The 14917-nt window shown below is 33.1% G+C and carries 14 protein-coding genes, 2 pseudogenes and 1 other annotated feature; of the genes and pseudogenes, 1 reads left to right on the top strand and 15 read right to left on the bottom strand.

Going from position 1 to position 14917, the window contains the following annotated elements; genetic code table 11:
- Positions 1-60: 60 nt before the first annotated feature.
- Positions 61-252, bottom strand: a complete 192-nt coding sequence (locus ABH959_RS15250; RefSeq protein ID WP_404492796.1) for a hypothetical protein — start codon at positions 250-252, stop codon at positions 61-63.
- 370 nt (positions 253-622) lie between these two features.
- Here ABH959_RS15250 and ABH959_RS15245 point away from each other — a divergent pair.
- Positions 623-859, top strand: a pseudogene (locus tag ABH959_RS15245) (site-specific integrase); the annotation flags it as partial.
- Positions 860-862: 3 nt separating this feature from the next.
- On the opposite strand, the gene ABH959_RS15240 reads toward ABH959_RS15245, so the two are convergent.
- The 14 genes and pseudogenes from ABH959_RS15240 to spoVID form a co-directional block, all read right to left on the bottom strand.
- Positions 863-1345: a hypothetical protein gene (locus ABH959_RS15240; RefSeq protein ID WP_404492795.1), complete on the bottom strand. Its 483-nt coding sequence runs from the start codon at positions 1343-1345 to the stop codon at positions 863-865.
- A 21-nt stretch (positions 1346-1366) separates the two neighbouring features.
- Positions 1367-1999, bottom strand: coding sequence for an ATP-binding cassette domain-containing protein (locus ABH959_RS15235; RefSeq protein ID WP_404492794.1), 633 nt, complete (start codon positions 1997-1999; stop codon positions 1367-1369).
- A 2-nt stretch (positions 2000-2001) separates the two neighbouring features.
- The gene (locus tag ABH959_RS15230; RefSeq protein ID WP_404492793.1) at positions 2002-2796 is read right to left on the bottom strand and encodes a hypothetical protein; all 795 of its coding nucleotides are present in this window, start codon (positions 2794-2796) and stop codon (positions 2002-2004) included.
- Positions 2793-3509: a hypothetical protein gene (locus ABH959_RS15225; RefSeq protein ID WP_404492792.1), complete on the bottom strand. Its 717-nt coding sequence runs from the start codon at positions 3507-3509 to the stop codon at positions 2793-2795. The genes ABH959_RS15230 and ABH959_RS15225 overlap by 4 nt, the downstream gene beginning before the upstream one ends.
- Entirely contained in the window at positions 3496-4293 is a 798-nt protein-coding gene (locus ABH959_RS15220; protein ID WP_404492791.1) for a hypothetical protein, read from the bottom strand. Before ABH959_RS15220 ends, ABH959_RS15225 begins: the two co-directional genes overlap by 14 nt.
- An 82-nt stretch (positions 4294-4375) precedes the next feature.
- Positions 4376-4777, bottom strand: a complete 402-nt coding sequence (locus ABH959_RS15215; RefSeq protein ID WP_404492790.1) for a hypothetical protein — start codon at positions 4775-4777, stop codon at positions 4376-4378.
- A 272-nt stretch (positions 4778-5049) separates the two neighbouring features.
- Positions 5050-5427: pseudogene (locus tag ABH959_RS15210) on the bottom strand (PH domain-containing protein); the annotation flags it as partial.
- Between the two features lie 416 nt (positions 5428-5843).
- Positions 5844-6407 carry a RadC family protein gene (radC, locus tag ABH959_RS15205; RefSeq protein WP_404492789.1) on the bottom strand — a complete coding sequence of 188 codons (564 nt, stop codon included), beginning with the start codon at positions 6405-6407 and terminating at the stop codon, positions 5844-5846.
- A gap of 49 nt (positions 6408-6456) precedes the next feature.
- Positions 6457-7032, bottom strand: coding sequence for a Maf family protein (locus tag ABH959_RS15200; RefSeq protein WP_242307511.1), 576 nt, complete (start codon positions 7030-7032; stop codon positions 6457-6459).
- 217 nt (positions 7033-7249) lie between these two features.
- A complete protein-coding gene (locus ABH959_RS15195; RefSeq protein WP_219303594.1) occupies positions 7250-8212 on the bottom strand; it encodes a stage II sporulation protein B in 963 nt (320 codons plus the stop codon).
- A 164-nt stretch (positions 8213-8376) separates the two neighbouring features.
- Complete coding sequence (locus ABH959_RS15190) at positions 8377-9678, bottom strand: bifunctional folylpolyglutamate synthase/dihydrofolate synthase (RefSeq protein WP_404492788.1); 1302 nt, start codon at positions 9676-9678, stop codon at positions 8377-8379.
- Positions 9679-9773: 95 nt separating this feature from the next.
- Positions 9774-12419: a valine--tRNA ligase gene (locus ABH959_RS15185; protein WP_002143265.1), complete on the bottom strand. Its 2646-nt coding sequence runs from the start codon at positions 12417-12419 to the stop codon at positions 9774-9776.
- 38 nt (positions 12420-12457) lie between these two features.
- Positions 12458-12689 (bottom strand) — a binding site (T-box leader).
- Positions 12690-12823: 134 nt separating this feature from the next.
- Positions 12824-13849, bottom strand: coding sequence for a spore coat protein YsxE (ysxE, locus tag ABH959_RS15180; protein ID WP_404492787.1), 1026 nt, complete (start codon positions 13847-13849; stop codon positions 12824-12826).
- 72 nt (positions 13850-13921) lie between these two features.
- Positions 13922-14905, bottom strand: a complete 984-nt coding sequence (gene spoVID / locus ABH959_RS15175) for a stage VI sporulation protein D (protein WP_404492786.1) — start codon at positions 14903-14905, stop codon at positions 13922-13924.
- Positions 14906-14917 lie beyond the last annotated feature (12 nt).

Here is a 14917-nt window from a genome sequence, read left to right as displayed (position 1 = left end):
CTATGTATACATAAAGAAAAAAAGAACCGTCAAATGACGGCTCTTTTTCAAATTAATTTATTAATTATTTGTTTTCGTATCAAAACAACTACGATACCTATACATATACAAACTGCATATATAATACCGATAATTATACCAAAACATTTCAGTCCAAAAGGTAGTAGCAATAGCTATTATGTAAAAGGATATACCAAATCGCTTAGCTGGTTTATCTTTATCATCAATAAAATCATCTTCTTGATACCCCACAATGAGCCACATTTTCTTTTTTATATGACTTTGATAACCCATAGTAATAATAATTAAAACAACAACTATACAAGTAATAAATTTCATCACTCTAGGGTCATTCTATATATGCTTAGCATACGAAATTCGCATTTTGTTAACGCTACCAAATCACCATCAAACTAAGCTTATAAAATGTCATTTATAGTAGGGAACGTTCCTTTTTTCTAAAAACTACATATAGTAAAAAAGATTTGTATACCAAATAAACCCTATCGAGTTTCATTTTTTGGATTTAAGCCGCTAAATAAAGACTATCTTGATACCATACATATAACTTTCATTTAGGCTGAACTTAAAAATCGTAGCTTCATGGTAACGTATAGTGCCCCCTATTAGTAAGATACAGGCTTATCGACAATTACAAAAAGCCGGAGATTTTGCAATTGTAGAATCCAGTGGTACACCCACATCATGCACAAAATCTTCGGCTATTGGTTCTCTATAAACAAAAAATGTAGCTATGTTACAAGAAATATTAAATTACAGCACACCACAAATTACCCTAAAATACATTGGGATTAACAAAGAAGAAAAAGATAATATTCTCGACAACTCCCAAATTTAAAAACTATTTTAGAGGAAGTATATATTTCTTCACCTTATTACCTTTTTTTTCTATCCATACTAATTCAACTTCACCATTATTATTAGAAACTCTTTCTTTTGGTAATGTCATTTCTACAACACCATCATAGACTTTTAAAGGAATCAAATTAGAAACAGGCTTTTGAAACTCTGTCGTTTTTATTCCATCCGTTTGATTTGCTCCTTGAAGATGTGGATTTATATATAAATAATAAAAGAAATCATCATCTCCACGGGTTAATTTTTCAATTTTCATTTTAACATCATATGCATATTCTTCAGATTTTTCCCTTTTAACAAATGATTTCACCGTAAACTTAAATTTATCTGTTTTTACTTCTTGATTAAAATGTATTTTTTCTACCACAACTTCAAAATCTTTAAATTTATTATTCACATGATTATATTGAAATACAATCATAAATATCAAAGGAAATAATAATAGTAACCAATATTTTTTTTTCACGAAAAAACCTTCTTTCAAAACTTAAATGACAATCTGTCCTTGGTTGATCTTTATTATTTGATCTGAAATTCTATTCAAAAAGTCCTTGTCATGACTTGATACTAAAATTGTTTTACCTTCTAATTTATATTTAAGTAATAAATCACATATTTTTTTTACACTTTCTTCATCTAAAGCATTAGTAGGTTCATCTAAAATTAACAATTCAGGAGATCCTAATATAGCTTGAGCAATTCCTAGTTTTTGTTTCATTCCTAATGAATATTTTTTTACTTTTCGTTCATCATTAGGATTTAAACCAACTATTTCCAAAACAGCATTAATACTCTCTTTATTGGAAATCCCTTGAATAGATGCTAATAATTTTAAATTCTTAAATGCAGAAAATTCTTCAATAAACCCTGGATTTTCAATTAATACTCCAGCAGATACAGGGAAAATCTCATCAGTCTGCAATTTTTTTTGATTTATATGGATTTCACCTTTATCCAACTTTATTAAACCTAATATAGCTCTAAACAACATTGTTTTCCCTGAACCATTAATTCCCTGGAACCCATAAATATTCCCTTCATCTAAAGATAAAGAAATATCATTTAATACAATATTTTTTTTCAAACATTTAGTAATATGACTAATTTCTATATATTTCATAATTAAGTACCTTCTTTCGAATCCAAAAATTCCAAATGATTAAAGATATAATAACTAATACCTAAGAAAATAATTATTATAATAAAAACTCCTAAAATTGGTTCCCAAATCAATAAATTAGATGATAAATTAATTCTACTTACCATACTATAATTCAATGGGTTCAATGGTATATAAACCATCATAATAAATACAAGCAATGATATATTTACTAAAAACGAATAAATCGCCGGTAATATTAAATTACATAAAAAATAAATCATATTTAACAAAACAGTTACTAAAAATTGAATGATAAACAAATACATATAAAGAAAACTAAGAGAACCATTAAACATATCAGGTAAAAATACCATATCATTAATATTCCCTATACATTTAGTAATGATTGAAATAGATATTGTTGATATCCCAAAAAATAAAAGATTAAAAAATAAAGAAAAGACTAGTAAAACAACTACTTTACTAATCCATATTTTTTTCCTAGAAACTCTTTTTATTAATATATACGGAGAGAAATTAAAAATATCATTCTTTAAAACATCACTTAAAATAAAAGAACTAGATAAATGAAATACTAACCAACAAATTGGAAAAATAAAAATTTTATTATCCAATTGTTCTTTCGATATACCTTTAAAAAAATACAACATAATATCTAGTGAAGATAATTTATCAAATTGATAATGCAAAATAAAAACTAGCAAAAATAATATAGATATAACAATCAAAAATCTTTTATATATATGACTAACAATAAATTGAATATCTCTTTTTATTAAATTCAGAAATGTCATGATAAATATTCCTTTTTCATAGAAAATAAATAAAATCCACTAACTAATATTAAAACTACTCCAATTAAAGAAAAAATCCCAAGATAATGAGATAATATAGACTGATCCATATTCACTTCAAAAGATTTACCCCAAAATAAAGATAAATTAAATTTACTACTTAAATAATTTTCAATAAATGAAATAAATAATGTAATTATGAAAGCTACAAAACGATTATTTGTTAATACTTTTACAATTAACCATATTAAACATATACATACTAATCCTAAAAAGATAGATATATATAATTGACTAATAAAGAACACATAAACATCATCTATATACATATCATTATAAATATAAAAAATATTAGTCAAACTTATAACCACTATAAAAGACAAAAGAAAAGTTAATAACACTAAAAAAGTATTTATTAATCCTATTACAAACTCATAACTTTTTCTTCTATATGCAACAATCTCATTTAAACCAGATGATTGAAAAATACCTAATTGCAACAATACTATAGGAATAAAAATATATAAATACATATACCTATCTTGAATTATTCCTATAACATTGAAAAAATTTATTGTCTCATGTAATTCTATTTGATGAAAAAAAGAATACTCAATAAAACCACTTAATAATAAAAAACAAAAAAGATTCATCTTCCAAGAAGACCAAAACTTTATAAACTGATTTATAAACAAACGATTAATTAACATCATAAGATTTAACTCCAACAAAATATATTACACAAGACACCAAAAATAAAATAATTCCAACACCAAAAATAATCCATATATTAATAGGTAAAACATTCGCATTTTCCGGTAAAAAGAAGAAAGGAGTTATTGCTTTTTCAGAAAAGATAAGCATATTTATAACTAATAACCCAATTTGTACTATAAATCCACCTACAAGAACAATAAACTTATTCTTAACCCAAAAGGAAATACTCAAAGAAAAAACAGCAAAAATCCCTCCAAATATAGAACAAATTAAGATATTTAACATCATATGAATAAAAGGATGATTATAATACAAACCAACTAATATTGTAGCACCACTATTCATTCCAATATTTCTATTCACAATTTCATCAGGTAACAAATTAGGTAAAAATAAAAAACTTCCTAAAGCATTTATTAATAATGAAATAGCTATAACAATAGATCCAATAAAAAAAGTTACTACAAATAACCCCGAAAAATATTTTTTCTTAGTAGTCTTTATTAAAATAATATTAAGAAGACCACTTTCTTTATCATCTTTAAAAAGAGTTGATACAGGCAAACTTGAAATTAATGGTAAAACTAAGAAAAATAAAATAGGAATAACACTTGTAAAACTTGCAGACATCCACGAAGTATAAGGTGTAAATATAATATTATTAAGTTTCATCAATGGAATAACATTTATTATTAAATGTGTAAACGAAAGAATCAAACCTATAAAAAGAGCATAATAAAAATAACTTCTTTTTACACGCAAAAACCAAAATTGTATCATTATTTTTATATCCTTTCTAAAATCATAAGGTAAGGGAACCATTAAAATTAATTAATCATTAATAAAATAATAGCAAATAATATTAAATACTGTCAGGACTCCAAACACCAGATGATGTTCCGTTCCAATATCTTGATGATTCAATTCTCACAGCAATACCAGGCGCATTCCATTCTACAGCTTTATTATATAATTTTGTTTTATCACCTTTTTGCACTTTATATGAATGATTATCAGAAACATCTCGACCATCATATAAAGCAGCCCAAATATTCATATAACCAATATCAGTTGTTTTTTGAACATAATTATAATAAGCTGTTCTATTTTCTTTCTTTCTAGCTGGAGTATGATCATTCGGGCTATTCCATTGATAAACATTTGACCAAGGTGTATCTCCTGTATTAGCCGCTAATGTAGGAACTGCAGAACCAAGAACTGCAAAAGAAAGACCTAACATACATAATTTTTTAATTTTTTTCATTTAAAATTCTTCCCTTCTAGTTCCCTTACCAAAAAATAGTATAACATCATTTTATCTAAATATAACTTTTTTAATATATTAAAATTTTCTTATTAATAAATATAACATTAAAAATCACCTAAAATATTTGTTTTCCCCTTTCCTTGATCCATCCTGCTTTTTAGTCTACGGTTCACTTGACTACGATCCTCTATCCCCACATAATCTAGTGACTTTCTCACTATAAAAACTTCAGACTCAACAACCTAATCACTTTTATTTAGTACAGACACCTTATTTTCAAAATAAATGCCTCCTATATTCATAAAAGAGATTCCAAAAATGCCCTCGATAATACCAAAATCAACTGCTCAAATATCTTTATACTTCACTACTTCAACTTCAGCGCCACCGAATAATTCGCCTTTCATAGTTACCAGGTATACATTATGTTCCCCTACCACGATAAATCCTGTTTTTGTTAGCTTAGGATTAGCAACTTCAAAGTAATGAATATTTTTCTTAGGCTTGATAACCTTTTTTAAAGCATCAAAAGCATACTCATAGTATTTAGGCTCTGTTGTCGGAAGTTCTTTTGATATTTCTGCAAGTATAACTGGGTATTCAATAACTCCGAATCGTTCATCAAGTTTGTTATTTTTTACTGCCATTATGTTTCCCCTTCCAAAGGATAAGATTTCTCACCCCATGATAGCAAACAAATTATTCGTATATTTCTATATTTTATCAAAAAGTAATAAAAAAAGAGAGCCGTAGCCCTCATTGGATAAATTGGTAAGATCACGTGAAATTTAAACTCCAGAAAATGGAGATAGTTTCTTTTACGATGAAATTAAATCATAGTACACCTTTGTTTTCGTACAACATTTTCACGCATAACGAAACCTGTTTTACAAAACGTCCTTTCTGGCAACCGTCAAGCTCCTCATAAGCTCTTTTGACTTCGTTTTGTAGTTTTGGATAGCAATGTATCATCTTGTTCGTTCTCGAACTCGAGAAGTGTATATAAATGTGTACTTTTTAATTCTGCCCCAAATTATTGGGCGAAATAAAAAAAAGCTCTAGTTCACAATAAAATTTCATTTCGCCCAATATATTGCTTACCTATTTGGAAACATATAATAGAGGCTGCTGCCCGACGGAACGCTTCTTTAAAAACTTCCCTTGGGTGCACAATCGACGTATTTAAACTTCCAATAAAAATAGTTTGCCTATGTATAACTTGATTTTTCGTATTCAAATATAAACAAACAAAATGCTCCTGTTGCAAAAAACGCATCTCTTCCATCATATAACTCGCACAATCTTCTGGACTTCGAATACTATATCTATTTTGATATTCTAAACGTACCATTCTTCTACCTAATTCAAAAGCAGCCATAAGCTGCGACGCCTTTGCAATCCCAACACCATGAATACTCATCATCTCTTCTAACGTTGCATCCTTTAACATTCGTAAGCCGTCAAAATGATGTAGAATATTATCTGATAACGTTAACACCGTTTCTTCTTTAGAACCCGTTCTGAGTAAAACTGCAAGAAGTTCTCGATTCGATAAACTTCCTGCTCCTTCTAACAATAAACGCTCCCGTGGCTGTTCTTCTCTCACAACATCACGAATACCGTTCATCTCTCCACCCCTTTTTTAAGATTTCTCCTAAAGAAAACCCCATGCAATTTTACGCATGGGTTACATCGCTATCAAACTGTTTTAATTCACGGACAACACGCGCAATTGGCAAGCCAACTACACTGTAGTAGTCCCCTTGAATATGTTGAACAAAAATAGACCCTTTACCTTGAATTCCGTAACTCCCTGCTTTATCAAGTGGTTCCTTCGATGCAACGTATACGTCTATTTCCTCTTCTGTCAATTCCCAAAATGTTACTTCTGTACGTTCATAAAAAGTTACCGTTTTTTCTTTCGATATAATTGCAACACCTGTGTATACTTCGTGTGTTTTCCCTGATAATAATTGTAGCATTTCTTTCGCCTCAGCCCCATTAGACGGCTTTCCAAGAATACGCGAATCATATGTAACAATTGTATCTGCACCTAGTACAACTTGATTACTATGGTTTTCTGCCACAGCAGATGCTTTTTGCAAAGCAAGCGACATAACAATATCAGAAGGCGATGAATATGCACCAATCGTCTCTTCTACTTCACTAACAACGATTTCAAATGGCACATCAGCTAATTCAAGCAGTTCCTTCCTCCTAGGTGATCCTGAAGCTAAAATAATTTTCCTCATATTTTCTCCTTCCCTTCTCGCATGAAGCAGAATAATTCAAATCAATCGTATCAAAGGAATAGTTTCCCCACAAATTCTAGAAATATCATTTTCTCTAAACAAAATAATAGTTCTTTTTAAATACGATTATATTCTGCCCATACAGAAAGCACTTTGCTCTAAATTCAAAAGAAAAGAAAGAAGTATATGTACTTCTTTCCCCTTCATCATTATCTTATTATTTTACTTTTTGTGAAACCATTTTTTCGTACGAAAGTAATCCATCAATAATAACTTGATTTAATTTAGCTACAGATTCCTTATCGCTCTTCCCTTCCTTAATCGTTTGCACCGCTATTGACGTATACGTATAAAGCTTCTTTGCATCTTCACGCTTCATACTCTTCCCTTCCTTTTCAATAGCTTTCCACTCTTTTTGAATCGCTTCTATATCTTTTGGATTACTTTTTCCACTAGTTTGTACGCTGGACACATATTTTGCTAAATGAGTATATAATGGCTGCACTTTCGCTAAAAACATTCCTACTTCTTTATCATTTTTGAGCAATGCTTTATCTGTAATATCCCAATTTTTTTTCAAAACTGAAACACCATCTTGCTTATACTGATCTATTAATTGATTAACAGCCTGTTCATCGCTCGTAATAGCAACAACTAACGCATACTTATCACCACTCGGTTTCAAAGTAGCCACGCCCCCATTACTTTTCCACTCTTCAATAGCAGCCTGTCCTTTTTCTTCAGAGGAATAAAGCCCTCCTTGAACAAAAAATAGTTTCATTGGTTCTAATGCAGCTCCTACTTGCGCTTTTTGTTTTTCCTCCTTTGGTGTTGGTGTTTGTTCTGCCGTTCCACCCACCTTTTGTTCCTCATTACCTGCCTGCTTCGAAGCCGTTACCTTACCTTCTCCTGTCGTCCCTTGTCCAGTTAATAAATGAATCATACCCATCCCAAATGCAGTACCAATAATTATTGCAGTTGCAACGATTGCGATTATTGTATTGCTCCACTTCTTTCGATATTTTTCCATAGATACTGATTTCGCTTTTTGAAACGGAACGACATTTTTCGGTCTCTCACTTTCTGCTACCATCCAGTCAAACTCATCCTTCTTTTTTTCCTCATACTTCGCTTCTGTTCCATTTACTTTCACCGAGATCGTTCGTGATTGCTTGTCCATACACTCACACCTCACCTCTTGTCATTGTCCGCATCATATCATATTCATTCCACAAAAAAACGAGATATTTGTCAGAGGAATTCGTCAAATAACCCTATATTATTATCTTATATGTATGCATTTGACTTCATTTGTAGAACAAAAAACTAGATAGCAAAGACTATCTAGTTTTTCTCGCGAATATATTTTCTAACTTCGGAAATGAAATACAAAGAACCTGTTATGATAAAAACATCATGTTCTCCTATCATGTCAACCTTTGTATCAATTGCCTCTTTCCAATCTTCAAAAACTAATTTTGACTCTTGTTGTGAATACGATGCAAGCTTGTCAGCAGAAATGGCACGATCAAAGGCAAACGTCGTAAATATTATTTCATCAGCAACTTTTTCTAATTGCCCTACCATGTTATGTAACTGTTTGTCACCAAGAGCAGTAAATAAAACTATTACATTCTTCTTTTTATAATGTGCCTCTACTGTTTTTACAAGACTTTCAATACCTTCTGGATTATGAGCACCATCTATTATAATATCTGGATTACTTTGTAACTTTTCAAATCGACCAATCCAGTATGCTTCTTGTAAGCCAACTTTTATTTCCTCTTCATCAATTAAAAATGATAAATATGTTTTTAAATACATTACTGCCATAAGCGCTAGTGCTGCATTGCCTACTTGGTGAATACCTTTCATTGAAATCCGAACATTTTCAAACGAGGCAAATGGACAAGCAAAATCAAAGTGTTCCCCATCTTTATTAGAATGTTTTTGTAGTGTTGTAAACTGTTTTCCAAGTTCATATAAGCTTGCATGATTTTCCTTAGCAACCTTTTGAATTACTTGCAATGCTTCTTCATTTTTCACACCAGTAATAACTGGAACACCAGACTTAATAATCCCTGCCTTTTCATATGCAATTTCTCCTAGTGTATTGCCTAAAATATGCATATGATCGTGACCGATATTCGTAATAATCGTGAGAACCGGATGAATAACATTTGTAGAATCAAATCTTCCCCCAAGCCCCGTTTCAAATAAAACGACATCACAGAAATTGACTTTACCGAAATAATAAATTGCCATTACTGTAATAATTTCAAACTCAGTCGCTTCTCCTAAATCCGTCTCATCTAATTTTTCAACGACTGGCTTTACCATATTTACAAGTTCTGCAATCTCTTCATCTGCAATCGGTATTCCGTTTACACTAATACGTTCATTGAATGTTTCTATGTAAGGCGATGTAAACGATCCTACTTTATATTTCGCACCTTCTAACATGTAGCGCATGTATGTTAAAGTTGAACCTTTTCCATTTGTGCCGGCTAGATGAACACATTTTATATGACGCTCTGGATTTCCGAGTTCTTCTAACATCCATTGCATTCTTTCTAGCCCTGGTTTTATCCCAAATTTCAATCGGCTATGAATCCAGTTTATCGCTTCTTCGTATGTATGTATCACGTTTGCTATTTCCCCTTTCAAAAGACAAACTTCATAATTCTATTATACGCAAAGAAAAGAGACTCACCAATATAGTGAGTCTCTGAAAAACATTTTTATTTCTCAAGATCAGCTAGACGTTGACGAACCGCTTCGCGTTTTTCTAGATAATCTTGCTCTTTCGCACGCTCTCCGTCAATAACTTCTGCAGGAGCTTTCGCTACGAATCCTTGGTTTGAAAGTTTCTTCTGTACACGTTCTACTTCTTTACCGAACTTCTCAAGTTCTTTTTCAAGACGCGCTTTCTCTTCATCAAGATTGATAAGATCAGCTAAAGGTAAGAATAACTCTGCACCTGATACGATTGCAGTCATCGCTTTTTCTGGCGCTTGTAAATCAATCTTAATTGTTAGTTCACTTGGGTTACAGAAACGCTCAATGTAAGAGCTGTTTTTCGTAAGCTGGGCTAGTACTGCCTCGTCTTTTGCTTTAATTTGCATTTGAACTTTTTTGCTCATTGGCGTATTTACTTCCGCACGGATGTTACGAACAGAGCGAATGATATCAACTAGAAGGTGCATTTCCGCTGCCGCTTCTTTATCTTGTAAATCTTCGCGAACTGTTGGCCATGCTGCTACTGTAATAGATTCGCCTTCATGCGGTAAATGCTGCCAAATTTTCTCTGTTACAAATGGCATGAATGGATGTAATAGACGCATTGTTTGGTCTAATACGTAAGCTAAAATCGAACGAGTTGTTTTCTTAGCTGCTTCATCTTCACCGTATAGTGGAAGTTTCGCCATCTCAATGTACCAGTCACAGAAATCATCCCAAATGAAGTTGTATAATGAACGACCAGCTTCACCGAACTCATATTTATCCATGTTACGTGTTACACTTTCGATTGTTTCGTTTAAGCGAGTTAAAATCCACTTATCTGCAACTGATTTTTCACCAGTTAAATCGATTTCTTCATACTTCATGTCATCCATGTTCATTAATACGAAACGTGATGCGTTCCAAATTTTATTAATGAAGTTCCAAGTAGATTCTACTTTTTCCATGCTGAAACGTAAATCTTGACCTGGTGCACTTCCTGTTGATAAGAAGTAACGCATCGCATCTGCACCGTACTTCTCGATAACATCCATCGGATCAATACCGTTACCAAGAGATTTACTCATTTTACGTCCTTGCTCATCACGAACTAAACCGTGAATTAATACATCTTTAAATGGACGCTCTCCTGTAAACTCTAAACCTTGGAAAATCATACGAGATACCCAGAAGAAGATGATGTCATAACCAGTTACTAAAGCATCTGTTGAATAGAACTTTTTAAAGTCTGCTGCATCTTCATTCGGCCAGCCAAGTGTTGAGAATGGCCATAATGCTGAACTGAACCATGTATCAAGCACGTCATTATCTTGATTCCAGTTTTCAAGATCTGCTGGCGCTTCTGTACCTACGTATACTTCACCAGTTTCTTTATGATACCAAGCTGGAATGCGGTGTCCCCACCATAATTGACGAGAAATACACCAGTCATGAATGTTTTCCATCCAGCGTAAGTATGTGTTTTCAAAACGCTCTGGTACGAACGTTACTTTTTCTTCTTCTTTTTGTTGAAGTTCTACCGCTTTTTCTGCAAGTGGAGCCATTTTTACGAACCATTGTGTTGATAAATAAGGCTCAACAACTGCACCGCTACGCTCACTATGACCTACTGAGTGCATATGAGGCTCGATTTCTACTAATACGCCAGCTTCTTGTAAGTCTTTCACTAACTCTTTACGGCATTCGAAACGATCCATACCGTTATACTTACCAGCTTTTTCGTTCATCGTTCCATCTTCGTTCATTACTAAAATACGTGGTAAGTCATGACGGTTACCTACTTCAAAGTCATTCGGGTCATGAGCTGGTGTAATTTTCACAACGCCTGTTCCGAAGTCTTTTTCTACGTATTCATCAGCAATAATCGGAATCTCTCGGCCTACGATTGGAAGTGTAACTGTTTTTCCGATTAAATGTTTGTAGCGATCATCTTCTGGATGAACTGCTACCGCTGTATCACCAAGCATTGTTTCTGGACGAGTAGTTGCAAGGCGAATGTGACCAGAACCGTCTGTTAACGGATAGTTCATATGGTAGAATGCACCTTGAACTTCTTTATGAATTACTTCAATATCAGAAAGAGCTGTGCGTGTTGCTGGATCCCAGTTGATGATATACTCACCGCGGTAAATTAAGCCTTTTTCATATAATTGAACGAATACTTTATTAACAGCGTTAGATAAACCTTCGTCTAATGTGAAGCGTTCACGAGAATAGTCTAGTCCTAAACCAACTTTCCCCCATTGTTGACGAATGTGAGAAGCGTATTCTTCTTTCCATTCCCAAGCTTTTTCAAGGAATTTCTCACGACCAAGATCGTAACGTGAAATACCTTCTTCACGAAGTTTCCCTTCTACTTTCGCTTGCGTTGCGATACCAGCATGATCCATTCCTGGAAGCCATAATACATCGTAACCTTGCATACGCTTTGTACGAGTTAAAATATCTTGAAGCGTCGTATCCCAAGCGTGACCTAAGTGTAACTTACCAGTTACGTTCGGAGGTGGAATTACAATTGTATATGGTTGTTTCTTCTCATCTCCTGTTGCTTCGAAATATTTGCCTTCAAGCCACCACTTGTAAAGGCCTTCTTCAACGGACATATGATCATATTTAGTTGGTAAATTATTTTCCGTGTTTGACATTATTTTCCCTCCTTAAAATAAAAAATGCCCCTCATCCAAAAAAGGACGAGGGACATCGCGGTACCACCTTTATTTACAAACAAATTCAGAATTTGCTTATACTCTTAATTTGATAACGGACAAATCCGTCTTTTCCTAATAAGAATCATTCCGTTCAGAAAAGATGCTCCAGGGCTACCTTCTAACATAACTATCTAGAGAACCTCCCAGCCAATGGTTCCCCTCTCTGAAGACGTTTCATGTTATACTCTTCCCCTTCAATGCATTTATGTGATTGTTAATTATTATATACAATAGTGTAAAAAACGAAACCTTATTCGTCAAGATAAATTTGAAACTACGGCTTTTATCTCTTTATGGAACTAATAAAAAAAGATAAGCAGGGTTCTCCCTACTTATCTTCTTTATCCGTTCCCTTGCTGGGCAGCTTGTAATTGCGAAAGGAAATATTCTGTATTACTAATGAGCCAATGCGATTGCTGCAGAATTTTCACCCCGCGAAGCTCATTTTCTTCATTACGACTCTTTCTTCTTTTCGTATACGACTGAATTTGCCGAATAAAATGCGACGGGTACGTCATATACGCAAACATAAGAAGCTGCTCCTCTTTCGTAAATGGGAAATTTTTTTGATACATTTGATACCATTCAAAGCGGTCGCTCCGCGCAATTGGATATGTGTTCAAAGACCTTGAATAAAAGCCGACGATATCCTGTACCGGTGTAGCAAACTGAGACTTTTCTAAACTAATAAAATAACCGTTTCGTTCATAATCAAATAAAAAGTGATTAAGTGATACATTTCCATGAACGAAAGTAGTACGTGTTTTTTCCTTTTCTTTCATTGCATCATGCCATTCACTTAATTGTTTCGTTGCGAACTCACGTGCTCTCATAACGTGGTGATAATACGTACAATATTGTAATTCAAATGGAGACATATACCACTTAGCTTCAGATTCTACAAGAAACTCTTCTAATATCTCACCATCATTTTCCCAACGGTCGGATATATTTGTATAATGTTTTTCTAAATCTTCTTCTGTATAAGTCTCCTCTTTCACCGTTTTTTGATGCAACGTCCCGAGTGTTTGAAACATCTTATGGTATTGATCATTATCTTCGCCATTTCCTTCCGCACGTTCTAACCAAGGCATTAAATAATAACTATACGTCCCATCACTTAAAACATAATTCCCGTCCGTCGCATGATAGATAGGTACATAATTCGAAAAACCTTTCTCCTTCAAATATTGAATATGGTGCAAAAAATTATTCCGCTCTAATTTTCTATCTTGTATTTTCTTTAACGCATACGGACCTTGATTCGTATAAATTTTCATTACACTTCCGTGCTCTTCCATATGCTGAGTGTCCAATCTATATTGCCTCACAATGGGTTCATAGCGATTTCGTAATTCAATATCCATACGAATAACCCTTTCTTATTCAAAACATAGCTTCTAGGAAAAGAAAAGAGGTGAGTAAAAAAACTCACTCACTTATTTCACTGTTGCTTTTGAAACAGGAATATATATAATTTGCCCTGTAGTTAAATATATATCTTCTGATTGATTTACACGATATAAGCTTTGTACAGTCGTTTCATAACGTTCTGCAACCGATTCAATTGTATCTCCTTCTTGTACGAAGTACATTCTTAACTTCGTAAATTCTTCTTCTGGTTCTTTCGTAAATAATTTCGTTAAATAAAGTGCATTTTCATCTCGCTGTGAATATGCTTCTTCCTCTGGCTCTTCCTGCTTTTTCGCTTTTTCTTTCTTGAAATTTTTCCGCCCGAATAATTCAAATTGTGGCGTCTTTTCTTGCTCCTCTTCACGCTCCACAAGTTCATGTTCTTCTAATGCCTCTTCTTCTATTTCTTGCTCTTTTCTTTCCTCTAGCTGAAACGGTTCAAATGCATAATCTTCCCATCCATCTGATTCTTTATAGACTGGTACCTCTTCGTGCAGCACAGGTCTACTTTCATCCTCTTCAGCTGAATCAGCTTCCAACTCAGCATACACCGTCTCTTCCTCTTCCTCTTCATCCTCGGTTCTTTCCTCATCGCATAAGCCTGTAATAGATATATCCGCTAATAGTTGTAAGCAACCATTTTCCTTTAATTCATAATCAAATTCCTCGATTGATACATATAATTCTTCAATTACTTTCACTCGATTTCTTGGAATTGATATTTCGAGTGGAAAGGAATGGACAAGCTCATTAACCCCGTCTCCCCTTGTTTCTACATAATCAATTGCCTTTGCTGGTGATAGCTCTCTTAATGAATAAGCTGAATCATCTTGCCTTGCAACGTACTCTCCCGTTAAATCTAATTGCCCCCTCACGATAACTTCATGATCGAGCTCCTCTATCTCAACGTCTGGATCTAACGAAATTGACAAAAGTTCTTCGACTTCCTGTCCCTTCTGGAACCAAACAGATTCTTTTAATGAAAATCGTAATGAATGATCTGTTGCCACTTCTTTTCCCCC

Source organism: Bacillus sp. RC51, from assembly GCF_044908115.1.
Classification (GTDB): domain Bacteria; phylum Bacillota; class Bacilli; order Bacillales; family Bacillaceae_G; genus Bacillus_A; species Bacillus_A mycoides.
The sequence above is the reverse complement of the archived record's forward strand: the minus strand, read 5'-3'. Positions and strand labels throughout refer to the sequence as shown.

Excerpts from the sequence above, each read along its gene's own strand:
- ysxE (WP_404492787.1), bottom strand. The coding sequence starts at position 13,849 with ATGGATATTGAATTACGAAATCGCTATGAACCCATTGTGAGGCAATAT.
- ABH959_RS15235 (WP_404492794.1), bottom strand. The coding sequence starts at position 1,999 with ATGAAATATATAGAAATTAGTCATATTACTAAATGTTTGAAAAAAAAT.
- ABH959_RS15195 (WP_219303594.1), bottom strand. The coding sequence starts at position 8,212 with ATGGACAAGCAATCACGAACGATCTCGGTGAAAGTAAATGGAACAGAA.
- ABH959_RS15230 (WP_404492793.1), bottom strand. The coding sequence starts at position 2,796 with ATGACATTTCTGAATTTAATAAAAAGAGATATTCAATTTATTGTTAGT.
- ABH959_RS15220 (WP_404492791.1), bottom strand. The coding sequence starts at position 4,293 with ATGATACAATTTTGGTTTTTGCGTGTAAAAAGAAGTTATTTTTATTAT.
- ABH959_RS15225 (WP_404492792.1), bottom strand. The coding sequence starts at position 3,509 with ATGATGTTAATTAATCGTTTGTTTATAAATCAGTTTATAAAGTTTTGG.
- radC (WP_404492789.1), bottom strand. The coding sequence starts at position 6,407 with ATGAACGGTATTCGTGATGTTGTGAGAGAAGAACAGCCACGGGAGCGT.
- ABH959_RS15185 (WP_002143265.1), bottom strand. The coding sequence starts at position 12,419 with ATGTCAAACACGGAAAATAATTTACCAACTAAATATGATCATATGTCC.
- ABH959_RS15215 (WP_404492790.1), bottom strand. The coding sequence starts at position 4,777 with ATGAAAAAAATTAAAAAATTATGTATGTTAGGTCTTTCTTTTGCAGTT.
- ABH959_RS15200 (WP_242307511.1), bottom strand. The coding sequence starts at position 7,032 with ATGAGGAAAATTATTTTAGCTTCAGGATCACCTAGGAGGAAGGAACTG.